The following is a 19,026-nucleotide window of genomic DNA, read 5'->3' on the forward strand; positions in this document are numbered from 1 at the left end:
AAAGGTGTTCGTGAAGGAGACATTTCTCCACGTCATTGCGATGACGTCGTTCAATGCTAGTCCACCTTACATTTTTGCAACGAAGCGGGCTCGCAGTTGTAGACCGAATTCACAGAGCTTGCCTATTGCGCCGGTTCCCGGGATCCTCGCCAACCAGTCAAGCTGATCTTTACATAGCCATAGAACCAGCAGAAGGTAGAGGGCGGCGCCAAGACCTGCACTCAATAGCAATCGAGCAAAAGAATTTGCCTGGGCAATCGGTCCATAATTTCGAGCTATGGAAACGACCGCCAGCATAATGATGGTGGCAACAAGGGGTCCTGAAAGTGCCCCTAGCCATGAACGTACAGGCAATGCAATTGAGTGCCTAAGTCTCTGTAGTCGACGCGCAATCAAGATTGGCTGTGGTACAAGCCAGGCGAGCGCCAATCCATTGGCACCGTAGAAATGGCCGAGGACGAGGAAGGCCAGTGGCAGCAACAATAGCAGGAGAACGCCATTGAGCGCATACGTACGCTCGCCATTTGTGGCGATCATTGCATTATCAAGCGCTGAGGTTAGCGGTAGAATTGCGGACTGTATGCACAAGATCTGCAAGACCAAAATATACTCGTCCCACTTGGGCCCCAATGCAACGGGTACGAGATCACCCGCTACCACTGCAATGCCCCCAAGAATAGGAAACATTGCGAGAGCTGAAACACTGGTGATCCTCAATAGAGCGTTGACGACATGATCCGATGAAGAGCGAACGCTACCGAATACCGAGGCCGATGCGTAGGTAATGATACCTGATAGCTTTTCGATGGGAGATCTTGCAAGCCCCGCCATATACGTGTAACCACCGAGCTGAGCCACCGATACAACCAAACCTCCCACCGAAGCATCCGAGCTTTGTGCCAAGAAATTCGTGGTGGAGGCGGCCAAGAGCTTGTTTGCGCTCGCGCGTATTTTCCCAATCACGGACTTTCGAAGTCTACCGAGACTTAGACGCGCGCGTACACCAATGGTGATAGTTCCAGCCGAGGCTCCGCAGAGATAGCCCACGACCAATGACCAGTACCTCCATCCCCACAATGCGAGGGTAAGACTCACCGCCGCCTCAACAACGACTCGGGTTATTTCCGCGATAGCCGTTTCTTTGAATCGCAACTGTCTCCGCATCAAGGCGGTTGGCACGAGAGAGAGCCCTTCAAGAACAAACCCAAAGGAAAGTGCTAGAATGACGACTCCCATGCCCTCGCGACGATAGACTAATTCAAGAGGCCATGCTGCCAGGCACAACACTGTGCCAACTGCGAGAAACGTAGTGAGCGCGAGACTGTGCAGAGTCTCGTATTCTCCCCTTTCCAACTCGGGGCCAAGGACGACGGTATTGGAAAGCCCACCCTCCGCGACAATCCGGCCAAATCGGGTAAAAACCGTCACCAAAGCGAGATACCCGTAGTCTTCGGGGCTCAGGATTCGCGCAAGTGCGATTGTAATCGGCCACGTTATCAAGAGCGGTAACCAACGCGACAATGCGACCCAACGTGTGCCGATCACTATGGTCCGGCGATCGAGCAATGCGTCGATCTTCTCTTCTTTCTTCACAACTGTCATCTATGCTAACTACGCACGCGTCGATCGAATGACACCTGGCGCAGCCTGCGGCTCATCCTACGAGGGCTGTTGTGTGCTGAAGTCTGATGAGTAGCATTTGTTTGAGTGTATGCTACCGACTCCAGGAGCACTCCCAGCCCAAGCACCGCAAAGAGGATGTAGCTATATGCATGAGACAGAAAAACTATGCATGTGAGGTACGCAACAAGGCTAGCCAGATACTCTGGCCTATGATACTCAGCCTTCCATGAAGCCAGTCGCGCCGAACGTCTAATGTGTTTCCACATAAGGAATAGCAGACATCCTATTCCTGCGAATCCGAGTTCTGCGGCTACCTGGACATAGGTATTGTGAGCGGTGTGCCAGGCTCCGGTCGTTTGCTGCGCGCGAAAGTCGTTGCCGATTTGGGCTTCGAACGAACCTGCTCCTAGGCCAAGAACGGGGTTCTCCATGGCAAAAACCAAACCCCGTTTCCAGAGATAGATTCGGCCGGAGCTGCTGGTGGTGTTGTAGTCGTCTTCGAGTGAAACCAGTGTTGCGGCACGAGCGCGCATAGTGCTCGGCAAAAGCGGAATGGATAAAGGAACAATGATCATAAGAGCTACAATTGCGCCTACAACTACGCGAGGGCGGAAGCTGAATATCATCACGGCAATCCCAACGACAAAACCAACCAATCCCCCCCTTGAGCCTGTTTTCATCAGGGCAATGAGAAGGACTACGGCGGCTATGAGCGAGCAGCAGCGGTACAGGAATTTTCCCCGGAGCGTTGAGCCAATAGCGAATGGCAATGTCAGCGCGAATAACGCCGCCAGATCATTGGGATCGTAGCTCCCGGAGCTGGTCAGCCGGCTTCCTTCCACTACCTCGCCCTTAACAAGAAGCAGTGTTGCTGCCACGGCCGTAAGCCAACCCGTCCATCGGGATACGATGTCAAGGCTTTGGATTGTTGGTTTTGTCAGACCGATAATGATGACGAGCCCTAGTCCCCATGGGAGTACTTGAAGCGTAGCCCAGGTTTGTCCTCTCCAAATGGAGAAAGGGAAGGAAAACACGATGATCAGGCAGTACAGCAATACCAATCGCATTGAAGTAGAGCGCCACAAACGTCCCCAAGCGACAGAATGTGTCCTCACGAGGTGAAGCACGACCCCGATAAGAGTCGCGGAGAATACGGGCTTCAGATACCGTGCTGGCCCAAGCTGCTCTCCCACTCTCACCGCAGTGAGGGCAATGGCAAGTATCGCTACAGCGATAGAGCCATTCCAGTAGAGGGCAAGCGTCGATGGAGAAAGCGGACGTAGCCTGGTCGAGCCTTTAGCGACAACGGGCAAGGTTCTTGTTGATTGCATTACAAAATATCAACCGAAAGGCTGGAAACTTGCGGAGGAAGTCTGCGAATCGGAGGAGTCGCTTGTGGCAGACTCAGATACCACTTGACCATATTGCGGAGGCCAGATTCAAGGCTAACACGGGGTTTAAAACCCGCGTTGCGCGCTTTCTCCGCGGAGAATTGTGTCTGGTCGACAACCAACTTACGAATTCGCATCCGGTTGACTGGGGTATCGACTCCTGCTATCGAAGCCAACAATTCGATAGGAAATGCCGCGGCGAGGGCCAGACTCAAGGGAATGGCAACGCGAGAGACTGGAGATCCCAACTCTGACGCCACGACCTCCACAATCTCCCGACTCGTCAGATCAGGTGCTTCCACCCAATTGAAGACATCGACGCCATCCACATGCCGAGCCCAGGCCCAGAAAGTGAAATCTACCAGATTTGCTACATATGAGAGACTCTTTCTGTTCTCCGAGCGTCCCACATGCATATAGCGGCGGCGATGCACCTGGCGAATGAGCGAGAACATATTGGCGTAGTTCCCCTCACCGAACGTCACGCTCGGACGGATGATAAGCGCAGAAAGACCTTTCGCATCAGCGTAGGAACGAAGAACTGCCTCTGCCGCCAACTTGCTTGCTCCGTAGGAGTTTGTGGGGCGAAGGAGAGAATCTTCAGTAGCTGGTATTTTTGCGGGTGTGTAAACGGCGGCAGAGGAATAGAAACATATCCTTTTCACCCCCGACTCCATCATGACTTCAACAACATTCTCCGTACCCAGTTTATTCACCGCGAAGTACGTCTCTTTGTCGATTCCGGAATCGTGATGCGCCGCAGCTAGATGCAGCACCTCTGAACACCCTTGCATTGCGGCAACAACCGCCGCACGATTGCGTACATCGCCAATGACAACCCGAGAGGGACTAAGATCGCTATCGGGATGGTGTAGATCTAGTATGACATACGGGCGTCCCTGTGACTCCAACTGACGGCATACATGCGTGCCAATAAAGCCAGATCCTCCAGTGACGAGTAGAGGCTCGAGACCGCGCTCATACATCGATCAACTCACCCACTCAGGCATGGCACGCCAGACTTCGCCTCGCAAACTACGCGCGATCTCTTTGGCTAGCTGGTCCTGTTCAGTCGTGCGATTTGTGCCCGCATCAGACCGATCGGGCAGTGGTAACACAATCCTGACCAGCGCTTCTTCTGTTCGACCCCTCAAGGCAGCATCTCTCATCAACTCCCACTTCACCGAATATTCGCTAGCGCTGATTCGCCCACGCCCCTGATACCAGTAGTAGACCAGTGCACGGGCGCTTCTATTGGCTAACACAACGCGATTCACGAGTTGGTCCGGATACTCTGGAGACAACACCACTCGTTCGCTCGTCATGATCTCCCACCCTGCCCCCGGCAAACAGTTCTTCGGCGAGTGAATGGACTTCCCTTGTACCTGCTTGTCGTAGTACCCCACATACGTCGTGAACGCCGGCAACGAGTCCGGCCCGTACACGCGCATCATGTAGTCCGTCATGCCGGCCACCTTCCGCTCTTCCTCCGGCACGATCATGTCGCGTCCTTCATAGCCGGCCATCATCTTCGTGATGCTGTTCATCGGCGCCCGCGGCTCCACCGCATGTTGCTCCCGCATCCCCGAGATCAGCAGCACGCCGAGCCCCAGCACCGCCATCGGGGCGAACATCCCATATCGCATCACGCTACTCCCGCCTTTGCCGTGGAGCGCAGCACCAGGCCTTCACCCTTGCTCAGCACCCACGCCACGATCGCCGTGAAGAAAAACGCCGCACCGAACATCAACATCCCTTCGCTGGTGTGCATGAAGCCCTCACCCATCTCGGGGCTCACGAACAGCACCAGGAATCCGGTCAGAAACACACGCACGCCGTTGATCACGATCGCGATGGGGATCGCGATGAGCACCAGCAGCAACCGCGTCGGCCACTTCTGCAGGAACATCGCCCCCAGCAGCACGCCAAGACTCAGCAGCGCGGTGAGCGAACGCAGTCCGCTGCACGCTTCGGCTACGAACAGCTCCTGACCGGGAATACGGATCACGTTGCCGTTCATCAGCACCGGGATCTTGCGCCACTCCAGCAGCGCCGCCCCGATCTTGCTGGCCGTGAACTGCAGCGGCAGCGCCACCGTGTTCAGAATGACTTCCGGAATCGGAATACTCAGCGACACCAAGGTGAAGGGCAGCCACCAATGCAGCAGTTGCCGGAAACCGGCGTGCCACACCACCAGGCCGCCCAGCGCCATCACCATGCTGCCCCGCATCACGAACAGCTCGGCGGCGAGGTCAGACGCATAGCGGAACAATACCGCGGCGATGATGATGGCCAGGCCAAGGGCGCGTTGTGGCCTGGCACCTTCCACGACGCCACTCTTGTACGCGAACCAGAGGGACAAAGGCGCCAGCAGCAGTCCGTGCCCTGAATTGGGGTCGTTCCACCAGGCGTCGGCCAGCAGCCGCATCGGCTTGGCAAAGAGCAGGACGAACATCACGGCGGTCAGCACATGGGCTGCCAGCTCCGCAGGGGCCAGCGCCCGGACGGACTCGAGGCCGCGACGGAGGTCGCGACCGAGCTCGTCCAACGCCGAACTGCTCGTCTGCTGTGGCGAAGTTGCGGGAATCGTCACCAGGTACTCACCGTAGTCCACCAGTTGTCCATCAGTTGCGCGAATGAGGGAAGGCACAGGCAAGACGCCCGGCCGGCCCTCGCTGTCACAGCCTGGAATCCCCGGAGACCAGGACGCGGGCAGCGGCCCATCCTTGAACCCTCAAGCTACTCCACTGCTCCCTGCGGGTCAGGTCGCCAGCAGAATGCTGGTGAACCGCGGATCCGGTTCCGTCCGCCCCGCGCGCGCCTCGTAGTCCGCCAGCTGATCCGGCAGCACCTTGCCCACGCCGAAGTACGTGCCTTCCGGCCGCCAGAAGTACCAGCCACTCACGCTGGCGCCGGGAATCATGGAATACCCCTCGGTCAGGACCATCCCGGCGTGCTCTTCCGCGCCGGTCAGTGCAAAGAGAGTGCCCTTCTCGCGGTGGTCGGGGCAGGCGGGGTACCCGGGCGCCGGCCGGATGCCCTGATACTGCTCCCGGATCAGCCCTTCGTTGTCCAGCACCTCCCCGTTGGCGTACCCCCAGAACTCCGTGCGCACCCGCTGGTGCAGCCGCTCCGCCAGCGCCTCCGCCAGCCGATCAGCCAGCGCCTTGGCCATGATGGCGCTGTAGTCGTCATGGACGGCGTGAAATTCTGCTACCAGCGACTCGAGCCCATGACCGGCCGTCACCGCAAAAGCGCCCATATAGTCGAGTACGCCACTGTCACTGGGCGCGACAAAATCGGCGAGGCAATAATTGGGACGGCCGTCACCTTTCTTGTCGAGCTGCTGCCGCAGCATATGCAGCGTGGCTGCCACAGACGAGGCGGACTCATCAGTGTACAGTCGGATATCATCCCCCACCGCCTGCGCCGGCCAGAATCCGAACACCGCCCGCGCCTCGAGACGCCGCTCGGCCACGATCCGGTCCAGCAGTGCGCGGGCGTCGGCATACAGTGACCTGGCCGTCTCTCCAACCACCTCGTCGTCGAGAATGGCCGGGTAATGGCCGGCCAGCTCCCAGGTCTGGAAGAACGGGGTCCAGTCGATGAAGGGAACCAGGTCTTCCAGCGGATACGGCACGATGCTGCGCACCCCCGTGAACGTCGGCACCGGCACAGGTATCGACAGGTCGATGGCCACCCGATTGGTCCGCGCCGTTTCGATGGGAATGAGACGGTCCGCCCCGCCACGCGCCGCCCGCGCCTCGCGGATCCCGGCATACTCCTGCCGGAGCGCCTGCACATAGGCATGGCGCCGTTCGGGGCTCAGCAGGCTGCTGGTGACGCCCACTGCACGCGAAGCATCGAGCACGTGCACCACCGGGCCGCTGTAGGCCGGTTCGATCTTGAGGGCCGTGTGTGCCTTGCTGGTCGTGGCACCGCCAATGAGCAACGGGATGGTGAAGCCCTGCCGCTCCATCTCGCTGGCCACGAAGGCCATCTCTTCCAGACTGGGTGTAATGAGTCCCGACAGGCCAACCACGTCGGCTTCGATCTCCCGCGCCTTGTCCAGAATGGTGGCGCAGCTCTGCATCACGCCGAGGTCAACGACTTCGTAGCCGTTACACTGGAGCACCACACCCACGATGTTCTTGCCGATGTCGTGCACATCGCCTTTCACCGTGGCCATGAGCACACGCCCCGCCGACTTGGTGTTGGCGGTCTTCTGTGCTTCGATGAATGGGATGAGGTGCGCCACGGCCTTCTTCATCACGCGCGCGCTCTTCACCACCTGCGGCAGGAACAGCTTGCCGGCGCCGAAGAGGTCTCCCACGATGTTCATGCCGCGCATGAGCGGACCCTCGATCACCTCGATGGGCTGCGCCACCAGGTGGCGAGCCTCCTCGGTGTCTGCCACCACATGCGCGTCGATGCCATGGACGAGGGCATGTGACAGACGTTCGTCCACCGGCAATGACCGCCAGGCGTCATCGGTCACCGCCTTCGCGGCGCGTCCCTTCACCTGTTCGGCCACTTCCATCAGCCGCTCGGTGGCATCGGAGCGCCGGTTGAGCACGAGGTCTTCCACCCGCTCGCGCAGATCGGTGGGGATATCCTCGTAGGGTACGAGTTGTCCGGCGTTCACGATGCCCATGTCCATGCCGGCACGGATGCCATGGTACAGGAACACCGCGTGGATGGCTTCACGCAGCGGATTGTTGCCGCGGAATGAGAAGCTCACGTTGCTCACGCCGCCGCTGATTTTCACATGTGGCAGCGTACGCTTGATCTCGCGTGTGGCCGCGAAATAGTCCACCGCGTAATTGGCATGTTCCTCGATGCCCGTGCCGATGGCGAAGATATTGGGATCGAAGATGATGTCTTCGGGCGGGAAGCCCACCTGTTCCGTGAGCAGCCGGTACGCCCGCGTGCAGATGCTCACGCGCTGGGCCACGGTGTCCGCCTGTCCGTCTTCGTCGAACGCCATCACGATCACGGCCGCGCCGTAACGACGCACCAGCCGCGCCTGACGCAGGAATTCCGCTTCGCCTTCCTTGAGCGAGATGGAATTGACGATGCCCTTGCCCTGCAGGCACTTGAGGCCGGCTTCGATGACGCTCCACTTGCTGGAGTCCACCATCACCGGCACCCGCGCGATGTCCGGCTCGCTGGCCACGAGATTCAGGAACGTGGTCATGGCGCGTTCGGCGTCGAGCAGCCCTTCGTCCATGTTCACGTCGATGACCTGCGCGCCGCTCAATACCTGCTGCCGTGCCACGACCAGGGCGTCCGCGTAGCTGCCCTCGAGAATGAGCTTCGCGAAGCGCGCCGAACCGGTGACGTTGGTGCGCTCACCCACATTCACGAAATTCGTGGTGGGCCCCACCGTGAAGGGTTCGAGGCCGCTCAGGTGCAGGCGCGGCTCCAGTGCGGGAATGGCCCGTGGCGCCACCCCCTGCACGGCCTGCGCGATGGCCGCGATGTGTTCGGGTGTGGTGCCGCAGCATCCCCCCACGATGTTCACGAGACCGCTGCGCGCCCATTCACCGATCTGCTCGGCCATGTGCTCCGGCGTCTCATCGTAGCCGCCGAAGGCGTTGGGCAGGCCGGCATTGGGGTGTGCGCTCACATGACAATCGGCGATGCGCGCGAGCTCCTGCACGTACTGCCGGAGTTGATCGGCACCCAGGGCACAATTGAGACCGATGGACAGCGGCCGGACATTGGACATGGAGTACCAGAACGCCTCCGCCGTCTGCCCGGACAGAGTCCGGCCGCTGGCGTCGGTGATGGTGCCCGAGATCATCACCGGGTAGCGGGTGCCCGTCTCCTCGAAATACCGTTCGATGGCGAAGAGAGCGGCCCTGGCATTCAGCGAATCGAAGATGGTCTCGACCAGCAGCAGGTCGGCCCCGCCGTCGATCAGCCCGCGGGTGGCTTCGAGATAGGCATTGACCAACTGGTCGTAGGTCACATTGCGGGCGCCCGGATTCTCCACTTCGGGGGAGATGCTGGCCGTGCGGTTGGTGGGGCCGAGCACCCCTGCCACCCAGCGGGGCCGGCCGGGGTCCTGCATCTCGAACTCGTCAGCCACCCGGCGGGCCAGGGCCGCCCCGGCCACGTTGAGTTCATAGGCCAGCGCCTCCATGCCGTAGTCGGCCATGGAGATGGCGTTGGCATTGAAGGTGTTGGTTTCGAGGATATCCGCACCGGCCGCGAGGTACTGGCGGTGCACGTCGGCCACGATCTCCGGTTGCGTCAGGACGAGCAGATCGTTGTTGCCCTTGAGGTCGTGCGACCAGTCGGCGAACCGTCCCGTGCCTCGGTAGTCGGCCTCGGTGAGACGGTGGCGCTGGAGCATGGTGCCCATGGCGCCGTCGATGATCAGTACGCGCCGGCCAAGCGCCTCCTGCAGCATTGCAATACGGGCCGCGCGGGCCGAGGCCGCGGAGACAACCGACGGCCGTGGGGTTACGACGGATGCTAACATACATTCAAACTATATGATCACGCCCGTCGAACAGCACCCCGCGCACCCTTCTGATGATGCGCGCTTTCCGAGAGCAGCCCAGCTGGCCAGGCTGCTCGACCCCGATCAGGTGGTGGTGTTCGATGGCGCCATGGGCACCATGCTCTACGCGCGCGGTGTCTTCATCAACCAGTGTTACGACGAACTGGTGTTGCGCAGCCCGGATCTCGTGCGGGATGTGCATGCGGCCTATGCGAAGGCCGGAGCCGAGGTGCTGGAGACGAACACCTTCGGCGCCAATCGGACCAAGCTCGCGCAGTATGGCCTCGAAGAGCAGGTGGAGGCGATCAATCGCCGGGCGGCCGAGTTGGCGCGCGAAGCGGCGGGTGAGCATCGACTCGTGGCAGGTGCGGTTGGGCCGCTCGGCGTTCGCCTCGAACCGTACGGGCCCACCAGCCGTGAAGATGCGCGGGCCATTTTCGCCGAACAGATGCGTGCCCTGGTGGCCGGAGGCGCCGACTGTTTCGTGCTGGAAACGTTCGGCGATCTCGAAGAGCTGCAACAGGCCATTCTGGCCGCCCGCGAAGTGAATCCGTCAGCACCCGTGATCGCGCAGGCCACCATCGGCCCCGATCTGCGCACGGCATTCGGGGCAACTCCGGAAGACGTGGCGCGCGTGCTCGATCGCTGGGGCGTGGACGTGATCGGGCTCAATTGCTCGGTCGGGCCGCAGACCATCCTGGAAGCCATTGAGCGTATGGCCACGGTCACCGACCGCAAATTGTCGGCGCAGCCCAATGCCGGGATGCCGCGTGACGTGGGCGGTCGCAGCATGTACATGGCGAGCCCTGAATACATGGCCAGTTATGCGCGGCATCTGGTGCAGGCGGGCGCGAAGATCGTGGGCGGGTGCTGCGGTACCACGCCGGAGCACATCAAGGCCATGGCCGAAGGGATCAGGCCACTGGCGCCACGTACGCGTGTGCAGGTGGGCACGACGGCGGAGTGGCCGGCCGAAGGAACTGCACAGTCTGGCCGCGCTCCGGTTTCGCTCGCGGAACGCTCACGGTTGGGCGCGAAGCTGGCAGCCGGACAGTTCGTGACGAGTGTGGAGATTGTACCACCACGCGGAATCGACACCACCAAACTCGAGCAGGACGCGGTGCTGCTGGCCAAGGCAGGAGTGGATGCCATCAATGTGCCTGATGGCCCGCGTGCGCAAAGCCGCATGGGTGCGATTGCCACGAGTCTGATCATCGAGCGACATGGTATCGAAGCGGTGACCCACTACGCCTGCCGCGATCGCAACCTGCTGGGCATGCTCAGCGACCTGCTGGGAGCATCGGCGCTTGGCCTGCGCAATCTCCTGTTGATCACGGGTGATCCGCCCAAGATGGGACCGTATCCCGACGCCACAGCGGTGTTCGACATCGACGCCATCGGTCTCACCAATCTCGTGTCGAAGCTCAATCGTGGGCTCGACCCGGGAAAGAATCCGATAGGCGAACCCACGCGGTTCGTGATCGGCGTGGGAGTGAACCCGGTGGCCATCGATCCGGAGCAGGAACTACGGCGTTTTCACTGGAAGGTGGAGGCGGGTGCGGAGTATGCGATCACTCAGCCCGTGTTCGATCCGGCACAACTGGAACGATTCCTCGAGTCCATCCAGGACGTGCGCATTCCGGTCATTGCAGGGATCTGGCCGCTGGTCAGTGCCCGGAACGCGGAATTCCTGGCGAACGAGGTACCGGGAGTGACCGTGCCGGAGGAGGTGTTGCATCGCATGCGCCGCGCGAGTGAGAAGAGCAAGGAGCATGCAGTGGCGGAGGGAATTCAGATCGCACGCGAGGCGCTGGAACGTGTGCGTGGAGTCGTGCAGGGGGTGCAGGTGAGCGCACCGTTTGGGCGGGTCGAGTATGTACTCGACGTGATCGACGCAACTCTACGGGTGACCTGAATCATGTGCGGAATCATCGGGGCCATTTCCTTCCGTGACGCGCTCGATCGACATCTGCTCGAGAAACAGCGCGATACCATGACGCACCGGGGGCCAGACTCCGCGGGTATGTGGTTTTCTGAGAACGGTCGGGTGGGTTTCGGACATCGGCGACTGGCGATTGTCGATCTGACTCCCGGAGGCCATCAACCGATGGTCGACCCATTGAACGGAAACACCATCACGTTCAACGGAGAGATATACAACTATCTTCTTCTCCGTGATGAACTGATCGCCAAAGGGCATCTCTTCCGTACACAATCTGACACGGAAGTCATCCTTGCTGCGTATCGCGAATGGGGTGTCGCCAGCCTCGAACGCCTGCAGGGCATGTTCGCGTTGGCGATCCATGATCAGCAGACGCAGCGTGTGTTGTTGGCTCGTGACCGAGCCGGTGAGAAGCCCTTGTTCTATCGTGTTACGGACACGGGGTTTTTCTTTGCCAGCGAAGCCAAAGCCCTGCTGGCTGACCCTTCGTGCCCGCGCCGTGTAAAACGTGAATCGCTCAATGAGTACTTCGCTTATGGATATGTGACGGGCGCCAACACGATGTTTGCCGACATCCATCGTGTATTGCCCGGCGAGCGTATCGTCATTGATCTGCAGAAAGGGGGACAGAAGAAACACGATCTGTACTGGCGACTTCCTGAGTTCTCTCCTTCGTCTGCGTATCCGGACGATACCCAGACGGTCGAGCACGTGCACGAATTGCTGAAAGGAGCAGTGCGCCGACAACTGGCCGCCGATGTTCCTGTAGGTGTGCTGCTCAGCGGTGGCGTGGATTCGAGTCTGGTTGCTGCCATCGCCGCAGAAGTGAGCGACTCGCGAATCCGCACTTTCACCGCGCGTTTCCCTGGTCATCAGGGATTTGACGAAGGGCCATTTGCAAGGCTCGTGGCCGACCATATCGGCTCCGAGCATATCGAGCTCGAGACCCCGCCGGCGGACATGGAATTGCTGCACATGCTGGTGGAGCAGTTCGACGACCCCATCGCGGATTCTTCGATGATTCCCACCTATCTCGTTTCAAAGGAGATCCGTAAGCACGCCACGGTCGCCCTTGGAGGTGATGGCGGCGACGAATTGTTCGGGGGCTATCATCGGTATCCGGCGTTGCTTCGGCAGGAATCGCTCCGACGACGCATCCCTCGTGTGTTTCGTCGTATCGGAGCGACGGTGGGTTCTGCATTCATCCCGGATGGTGCAAGGGGACGTGGCACCCTCGAAGCGCTTGCGGGAGATGTGGGCACGGGCATCGCCAATGCAGGCCGCATTTACCGTGTCGACGAGCGGGTTCAGCTAAGTCCACACCTGCGGGACCTCGGCAAGGACCACCTACAGGCACCAGAGAAGCTCCGTCGGCAGGCAATGACGAACCGTTTGAGCCCCGTCCAGCGCGGGACTGCCATCGACTTTTCGTCCTATATGGTCGACGATGTGCTGGTTAAAGTCGATCGCGCGAGCATGCTCACCTCTCTGGAAGTCCGTGCTCCGTTTCTCGATGTTCCGGTTGTCGAGTATGCTTTCCACGCGGTACCGGATTATCTGAAGGCCACCCAACAAGACCGGAAAGTGGTACTTCGACGTTTGGGAGCAGTCCTTCTGCCACCGACATTGGATCTCAAACGGAAGCAGGGGTTTTCCATTCCGGTGGACAGTTGGATGCGGAGTACCTGGCGTCCAATTCTCGACCACGTCTCTCTGAAACGTCCATTCAGCCTGATAGATGAGACGACGTTGGCCAAGTATCGGAGTTTGCTGCTACGTGGCCGACCGGTGGGCGACAGACTATTCGCCATGGTGTTTCTTAGACTCTGGGAAGAACATTTTCGCATCTCAGACGTCATATAGTTGACATAACCAGAAGAGTCTGGTTGCTCCCGAAGCATCTTGCGAAGAGATCCAGGGATGGTGAATTTCGGCATCGGTGTTCGTTGAATAGAAAGCGGTCGCCGCGAGCCCGTCGATCCGATATCCTTCTTTTATAGCCTCACTCATCTATCAGCACTCTGCCCAGCCATCGACCGTGACCGACTCCGTCCATCGCCCCCTGACCCTGCTGTCCGAAGAAGAGGAACTCTTTCGCGCTGCCGTCGAAGAGCTTGCGGAAAGCGAGGTTCGCCCGCGTGTTCACGCCATGGAGACTGCCGGCAAGGTTGACCCGGCATTGACCGCGAAATTTTTCGAGCTCGGTCTCATGGGTATTGAGCTTCCTGAGCAGTACGGGGGGGCGCAGGGATCTTTGATGATGGTTACCCTTGCCGTCGAGGAGCTGAGCAAGGTGGATGCAAGCGCTGCCATCCAAGTGGACGTACAGAACACGCTCGTGAATTATCCCCTGCATCGCTATGGAAGCCAGGAGCAACGCGCACGCATTCTGCCGCGGATGACGGCTGACACCATCGGTGCCTATGCGCTCTCCGAGCCCGGATCGGGCTCGGATGCCTTCGGTCTTGCCACGCGTGCCGATCGAGCGGACGGCGGCTGGATCCTCAACGGCAGCAAGGCCTGGATCACCAATGGCGGCGAAGCCAACGTCTTCGTGGTGTTCGCCAACACGAAGCCTGAAGCGGGCTACAAGGGCATCACCGCATTTGTCTTGGAACGGGGTGTCGAAGGCTTCACTGTGGGCAAGAAGGAAGACAAGCTCGGCATTCGGGCTTCCAGCACCACGGCCCTTCACTTTGAGAACGCATTTGTGCCCGACGCTGATGTGCTCGGCGATGTTGGCCAGGGATACAAGATCGCTATTGAGACCCTCAACGAGGGTCGTATCGGTATCGGTGCACAGATGATCGGTGTGGCACAGGGGGCTCTGAGCGCAGCGACAGCCTATCTGAAAGAGCGTAAACAGTTTGGCAAGGCGCTCGCCGAGTTTCAGGGCATTCAATTCCAAGTAGCTCAAGCGGCCACCGAACTGGAAGCCGCGCGCTTGATGGTCTACAATGCGGCGCGCCTTAAGGATGCGGGCAAAGATATTGCTCGTGAAGGAGCGATGGCCAAACTTTTCGCCTCGCAAATGTGCGAGCGAGTGACTTCGCTCTGCGTGGAGCTCTTCGGTGGTTACGGCTACACTCGAGAGTATCCGGCGGAGAAATTCTATCGTGATGCGAAGATCGGTACGATTTATGAGGGCACAAGCAACATGCAGTTGCAGACCATCGCTAAGTCTGTCCTACGGTAGACGGCAATGACTCGCCCCTCGAGAGTCCAGCGCGCGATGAGCAATCCGATGGAGGCTTTGAGCGTAGCCTGGGCTCTCGCCAAGGGTCAATACTATAAGATCTCATTGCCGTTACGAGGTTTGAAGTTCTCTGCAGGACGTAATTTTCGGGTCTTTGGGAAGATGACCGTCTCGGGTCCCGGTCGGGTCGAGTTTGGCGATGATGTAATGGTTGGCATGCACGTGACTCCTTTCACCCATGCACCCACCGCTGTCATCCGCGTTGGCAACCACTGTTTCCTGAATGGCGCCAGAATCGGTTGCTCCGAGCGGATCGAAATTGGGGATCATTCAATCGTCGCAGAAGCGCGATTGATGGATACCAACTTTCACTCCACGCGCGCGGATCGTTGGAACCCCGAGGCACCAGTCAAGGTGAGTCCTGTGGTGCTTGAGGAGAATGTCTGGGTTGCCGCGAATGCTGGCATCCTCCCTGGCACCAGGATCGGCCGAAACTCGGTGGTGGGGTTTGGTGCGGTGCTTTCGGGTGCATTTCCACCTGACTCGCTCATTGCTGGAAACCCTGCTGTAGTGGTGAAACAGATCGAACCTGCCCCCACTTCCGATACGTGAGTAAACACATTAACCCAACCGCGGCGAGAGATATCAGAGTCTGCCTTGCAGCGGAGGAGGTAAAGACTCGACTCGAAGAGCTCGCGCTACGAATCATTGCAAGACCGGAGTCCACTTTTGGCATGAATGGGGTGGCGCTTTTTGCGGAAGACATGTGGCAGAACCGCATCTCGGTCATTGCGGGGACCGACATCCATCACCGACCGCTCTCCAGTGAAAGCACCTTTTGTCTTGCATCGGTCGGGAAGCTCGCTATCGCGCTTCTCGTGCTTCAGCTCGTCGACGAGGGGAAGGTCTCTCTCGATACGACATTGGGTGAAGCGAACAGGCTGATCACGGGCGATGTGCGAAACGCTACCCTACGCGACGCCCTTTCGCATCGGAGCAATATTCCTCCGATTCTTTCGGAAGAGTTGGTGCCCTATAGTGCAGGCCTCGTACCTGAAGATATTCGAAATGCGTGTCGCGCACTCGATAGAGTACCCGATTCAGGACGACAAATCAGGTACAGTGATGTGGCATACGGTTTACTGGCGGATGTCGTAGAGAACTGCTCTGCACTTCCGCTCTCGGAATGTCTTTCCGGTCTGAATAGAACGCTTGGCACGCGGCTTACCATCGGCTTGCCTCCACGCGAAGGATACGTGGAAGTCGCCGACATTCCGGGTTTGTACTCTCATACCACGATCGCTCCAATCAATTCCGCTTTTTGGCACTCACTCAGCCTGCCTTGGGTTGCCATCTGTGGCGCCCCGGATGATGGACTTCGATTGATTGGAGCGTTCGCCGAACATCGAAGCCTTCTCAGTCCCCAGCTTCGCACCGCGGCTATTTCCGATCCCGATAACGGAATGCTCTGTGGAGGAATTCCATCCTCGCCTGGATACCTGGGAATAGGCCCCAGTCCTCTACTTACCTGGTCCCCGTGCAGCTGGGCTCTTGGGGCGGAACTTCGGGGTGAAAAGTCTCCACATTGGACTCCCAAAGAAGCGCATATTTCTTCGTTCGGTCACGTTGGCATTAGCGGCGCCCTCGCCTGGCATGATCCGACTGTGGGCGTTTCCTGGGCGATGGTAGGTACACGCTGCAGTCATTCCGGTTGGCTTCTTCGCTATGGCCCAATGCTGGGAAGTGCAGTACTGCGGAGCGTGATCAGAGAGACCGCTGCCTGACGCATCTCTATCACCCGGATTCAGGGAATTCTTCCAGCCACTCGCGCGGGATTACCAAGAATCATCACGCCTGACGGAAACTCGCCTTTGCAAATCGCCGCCATTGCTACCACAGAGTCATTTCCGATTCGTGTTCCAGGCAACAGCCCAGCATCCGGAGAAACCCACACGTTATCCCCGATCTCTACTGGCGCTTCAAGAACAGGAGCTGGAGCAGATCCACTACTACGGCGAATAGAGTGGAATGACGAATCGAGGATGCGGCAATTGGCCACAAGGCAATCACGTCCAATGCGTACCAAGCAGACACAACTCACGCGTGTGCCATCCAGTTTGGTACGATCTCCTATCTCGATACGAGCCCCTGTCGCGTTAGTCCACGGCGTAACACGTCCGTAGATCTGCACATCGTCTCCCAACACCACCGTCCCTGGGCCTTGAATGCTCAAGCGCCCATAAATACGAAGTCCTCGACCTACTTGTATGCGAGGCCTGAAGGCGTGGACCCACCATGTGAACACCATGCCACGGATCACGGCCAGCAGCACCGTGAACGCATGCCCGGGTTCCTGAAATGCACGAATGACCTGCGACCAGTTCTTCGCAGGAGAGAGTCGTGGCGATTGCTCGATGAAGAGCCCGTCAGCGGGCTGTATGTCGGTGGACATAGGTCCGGATGGCAGACACCGACGTCAGATCGGGAATATCATCATCGTCGATAGTGATCCCATACGCATCCTCCAGCGCACCGATCAACGCCACATGGTTGGCAGAATCCCATTGCGGGATCAACTGATAGCCGATGGAGTCGTCGATCCGCTCGAGCGGGAGACGCAGGGCGTTGGCAAGGACTTCCTCGAGAGATACGGATACGGACATCGATGAGATGAGTTCAGGAACTCGAAAGCTGGGATACCTGCAATGTAGCCAACAACGCCCGGCGATCGACCTTGCCGTTGGCGTTCAACGGAAACTCCGACCGGACTTCGACAGATCGCGGAATCAGGAACGGTTCCACCTGGGTCGAGATGTGTCGGGCGACGTTCGTGGCAACATCGTCGGATGGACCTGACGCCAGGATAAACAACGCCAATGCCACCGGTCGGCCCTCTTCGAGCGGCCACCCCACGACCACCGCATCGGTGACCTCGGGAACCTGCCTGGCAATGGCTTCGATCTCCGCGGGCTCCACACGCCGTCCCAACACTTTCAACTGATCATCGACTCGGCCAATGAACGAAAGGTCACCGGAAGGCAGGCTTCGCACGAGGTCACCGGTGCGATAGAAGCCGTCCACAAACTTCTCCCGCGTGAGCATTCCGTCCCTCCAGTACCCGGGAACGGTCTGGTCCCCTCCCACGAGCAGTTCGCCGGCTTCGCCGGGGGTGACATCCTTGCCGTCTTCACCCACGATCCGTACGGTCACGCCGCTGAATGGTTTGCCAATGGGAACGATGCAGTTCGGATATGAGGTTGCCTCTGTTGCCATCCAGGAAAAGCCGGTGGCGACCACGGTGGCTTCGGTGGGCCCGTACTGGTTCTCGATACGACTGTTCGGCGCCGCCGCCGCCCATGCCTTCGCATTCTCGACCGACAGCGCCTCCCCCGCAAACATGCTGTACCGCACCGCGGGAAACCGGTCGGGGCGTAATGCGCCCCGCTGTTTCATGAGCGAGAGCACGGATGGCACGCTGGCGTACACCGTGATGCCCTCCCGTTCGATGTAACTGGCCGGCGCCAGCAACTGCTGGGCCGCCAACGTGTGCACACACGCCCCGCTCGCCCAGGCCACGAACAGGTCGAAGATCGACACGTCGAACGACTGCTCGAACATCTGCGAGAACCGGTCGTCCGGTAGAAACGCAAACCGCGCCCGCGCCTCCCGTAGGTATGCGGCCACATTGCCCTGCGTGACGAGTACACCTTTGGGCGTACCCGTGGTGCCGGATGTGAACAGGAGATAGCACCCCCAGTCCGGCTGCGGATCCAGACACGGGGGAAGATCGACGGTGGGCAATGCATCAGCGTCGCACCATGGCACCGCACCGGCAGCAGAGCCGAGGCGCGAAGCGAGGCGCGACTCGGGCGCGAGAATCACATGGGCGGCGCCCACGTCCTCCAGCATGGTCTCGAGCAGCGCGATGTCATCAGGCGCCACGATGACGGCGTCGAGTTCCGCCAGTTTCGCGATACGCCGGATCCGGTCCACGTGCAGCCGGCTGTTGAGCGGCACGAACGCCGTGCCCGCATAGGCGGCGGCGAGCGCGCCGATATAGGTCACCCGTGAGCGGTTGCCCAGAATGCCCACGCGCCCCCCCTCCGGCACACCGTGGGCCCGCAGCGCGGTGGCCCAGCGACGGGCGAGACTGTCGAGCTCGTCGTAGGTGATGAGACCGACGTGCCCCGCCAGGGCATGGCGGCTGCCATAAAGATGTGCCGCCCGCGCGACCAGGGCAGCCAGCGAGGGCGGACGAACGGGGGTGATCGACGTCAAAGTCGGAAGGACACTGATGAGAATGGAGCGGGACGTGGATGAGGACGACGCGTGAATGTCGCCGCAACCAGGCAGCCCACCCGGT

The 19,026-nt window shown here is 59.7% G+C and carries 12 protein-coding genes; 5 read left to right on the forward strand and 7 right to left on the reverse strand.

Features of this window, described 5'->3' with window-relative positions; translation table 11 throughout:
* Window positions 1–66: 66 nt before the first annotated feature.
* The 5 genes from WG208_RS11240 to metH all read right to left on the reverse strand — a co-directional run bounded on the left by WG208_RS11240 (window position 67) and on the right by metH (window position 9,504).
* On the reverse strand, window positions 67–1,602 hold the full coding sequence (locus WG208_RS11240) for an oligosaccharide flippase family protein (protein ID WP_337171451.1): 1,536 nt from the start codon (window positions 1,600–1,602) through the stop codon (window positions 67–69).
* A 1,351-nt stretch (window positions 1,603–2,953) separates the two neighbouring features.
* A complete protein-coding gene (locus tag WG208_RS11245; protein WP_337171452.1) occupies window positions 2,954–4,000 on the reverse strand; it encodes an NAD(P)-dependent oxidoreductase in 1,047 nt (348 codons plus the stop codon).
* A 3-nt stretch (window positions 4,001–4,003) separates the two neighbouring features.
* Complete coding sequence (locus WG208_RS11250) at window positions 4,004–4,648, reverse strand: exosortase C-terminal domain/associated protein EpsI (RefSeq protein ID WP_337171453.1); 645 nt, start codon at window positions 4,646–4,648, stop codon at window positions 4,004–4,006.
* 11 nt (window positions 4,649–4,659) lie between these two features.
* Window positions 4,660–5,607 (reverse strand): exosortase/archaeosortase family protein, encoded by a 948-nt coding sequence (locus tag WG208_RS11255; protein ID WP_337171454.1) that lies wholly within the window; start codon window positions 5,605–5,607, stop codon window positions 4,660–4,662.
* 168 nt (window positions 5,608–5,775) lie between these two features.
* Window positions 5,776–9,504, reverse strand: a complete 3,729-nt coding sequence (metH, locus tag WG208_RS11260; RefSeq protein ID WP_337171455.1) for a methionine synthase — start codon at window positions 9,502–9,504, stop codon at window positions 5,776–5,778.
* Between the two features lie 13 nt (window positions 9,505–9,517).
* On the opposite strand from metH, the gene WG208_RS11265 reads away from it, so the two are divergent.
* From WG208_RS11265 to WG208_RS18775, 5 genes are all read left to right on the forward strand, one after another.
* Window positions 9,518–11,440: a bifunctional homocysteine S-methyltransferase/methylenetetrahydrofolate reductase gene (locus WG208_RS11265; protein ID WP_337171456.1), complete on the forward strand. Its 1,923-nt coding sequence runs from the start codon at window positions 9,518–9,520 to the stop codon at window positions 11,438–11,440.
* Between the two features lie 3 nt (window positions 11,441–11,443).
* Window positions 11,444–13,330: an asparagine synthase (glutamine-hydrolyzing) gene (gene asnB, locus WG208_RS11270; RefSeq protein WP_337171457.1), complete on the forward strand. Its 1,887-nt coding sequence runs from the start codon at window positions 11,444–11,446 to the stop codon at window positions 13,328–13,330.
* A gap of 175 nt (window positions 13,331–13,505) precedes the next feature.
* The gene (locus tag WG208_RS11275) at window positions 13,506–14,663 is read left to right on the forward strand and encodes an acyl-CoA dehydrogenase family protein (protein ID WP_337171458.1); all 1,158 of its coding nucleotides are present in this window, start codon (window positions 13,506–13,508) and stop codon (window positions 14,661–14,663) included.
* A 36-nt stretch (window positions 14,664–14,699) separates the two neighbouring features.
* Window positions 14,700–15,275: an acyltransferase gene (locus WG208_RS11280; RefSeq protein WP_337171459.1), complete on the forward strand. Its 576-nt coding sequence runs from the start codon at window positions 14,700–14,702 to the stop codon at window positions 15,273–15,275.
* A 152-nt stretch (window positions 15,276–15,427) separates the two neighbouring features.
* Complete coding sequence (locus WG208_RS18775; RefSeq protein WP_345786991.1) at window positions 15,428–16,447, forward strand: serine hydrolase domain-containing protein; 1,020 nt, start codon at window positions 15,428–15,430, stop codon at window positions 16,445–16,447.
* Between the two features lie 642 nt (window positions 16,448–17,089).
* Here WG208_RS18775 and WG208_RS11285 read toward each other — a convergent pair.
* Complete coding sequence (locus WG208_RS11285; protein WP_337171460.1) at window positions 17,090–17,326, reverse strand: phosphopantetheine-binding protein; 237 nt, start codon at window positions 17,324–17,326, stop codon at window positions 17,090–17,092.
* Window positions 17,327–17,339: 13 nt separating this feature from the next.
* Window positions 17,340–18,941 (reverse strand): AMP-binding protein, encoded by a 1,602-nt coding sequence (locus tag WG208_RS11290; protein ID WP_337171461.1) that lies wholly within the window; start codon window positions 18,939–18,941, stop codon window positions 17,340–17,342.
* Window positions 18,942–19,026: the final 85 nt, after the last annotated feature.

The sequence above is a fragment of the Gemmatimonas aurantiaca genome (assembly GCF_037190085.1).
GTDB classification, from domain to species: Bacteria; Gemmatimonadota; Gemmatimonadetes; order Gemmatimonadales; family Gemmatimonadaceae; genus Gemmatimonas; species Gemmatimonas aurantiaca_A.

What these genes read in the sequence shown, in the direction of transcription:
- WG208_RS11245 (WP_337171452.1), bottom strand. Translation starts at nt 4,000, where the DNA reads ATGTATGAGCGCGGTCTCGAGCCTCTACTCGTCACTGGAGGATCTGGC.
- asnB (WP_337171457.1), top strand. Translation starts at nt 11,444, where the DNA reads ATGTGCGGAATCATCGGGGCCATTTCCTTCCGTGACGCGCTCGATCGA.
- WG208_RS11250 (WP_337171453.1), bottom strand. Translation starts at nt 4,648, where the DNA reads ATGTTCGCCCCGATGGCGGTGCTGGGGCTCGGCGTGCTGCTGATCTCG.
- metH (WP_337171455.1), bottom strand. Translation starts at nt 9,504, where the DNA reads ATGTTAGCATCCGTCGTAACCCCACGGCCGTCGGTTGTCTCCGCGGCC.
- WG208_RS11285 (WP_337171460.1), bottom strand. Translation starts at nt 17,326, where the DNA reads ATGTCCGTATCCGTATCTCTCGAGGAAGTCCTTGCCAACGCCCTGCGT.
- WG208_RS11280 (WP_337171459.1), top strand. Translation starts at nt 14,700, where the DNA reads ATGAGCAATCCGATGGAGGCTTTGAGCGTAGCCTGGGCTCTCGCCAAG.
- WG208_RS11240 (WP_337171451.1), bottom strand. Translation starts at nt 1,602, where the DNA reads ATGACAGTTGTGAAGAAAGAAGAGAAGATCGACGCATTGCTCGATCGC.
- WG208_RS11265 (WP_337171456.1), top strand. Translation starts at nt 9,518, where the DNA reads ATGATCACGCCCGTCGAACAGCACCCCGCGCACCCTTCTGATGATGCG.
- WG208_RS18775 (WP_345786991.1), top strand. Translation starts at nt 15,428, where the DNA reads ATGTGGCAGAACCGCATCTCGGTCATTGCGGGGACCGACATCCATCAC.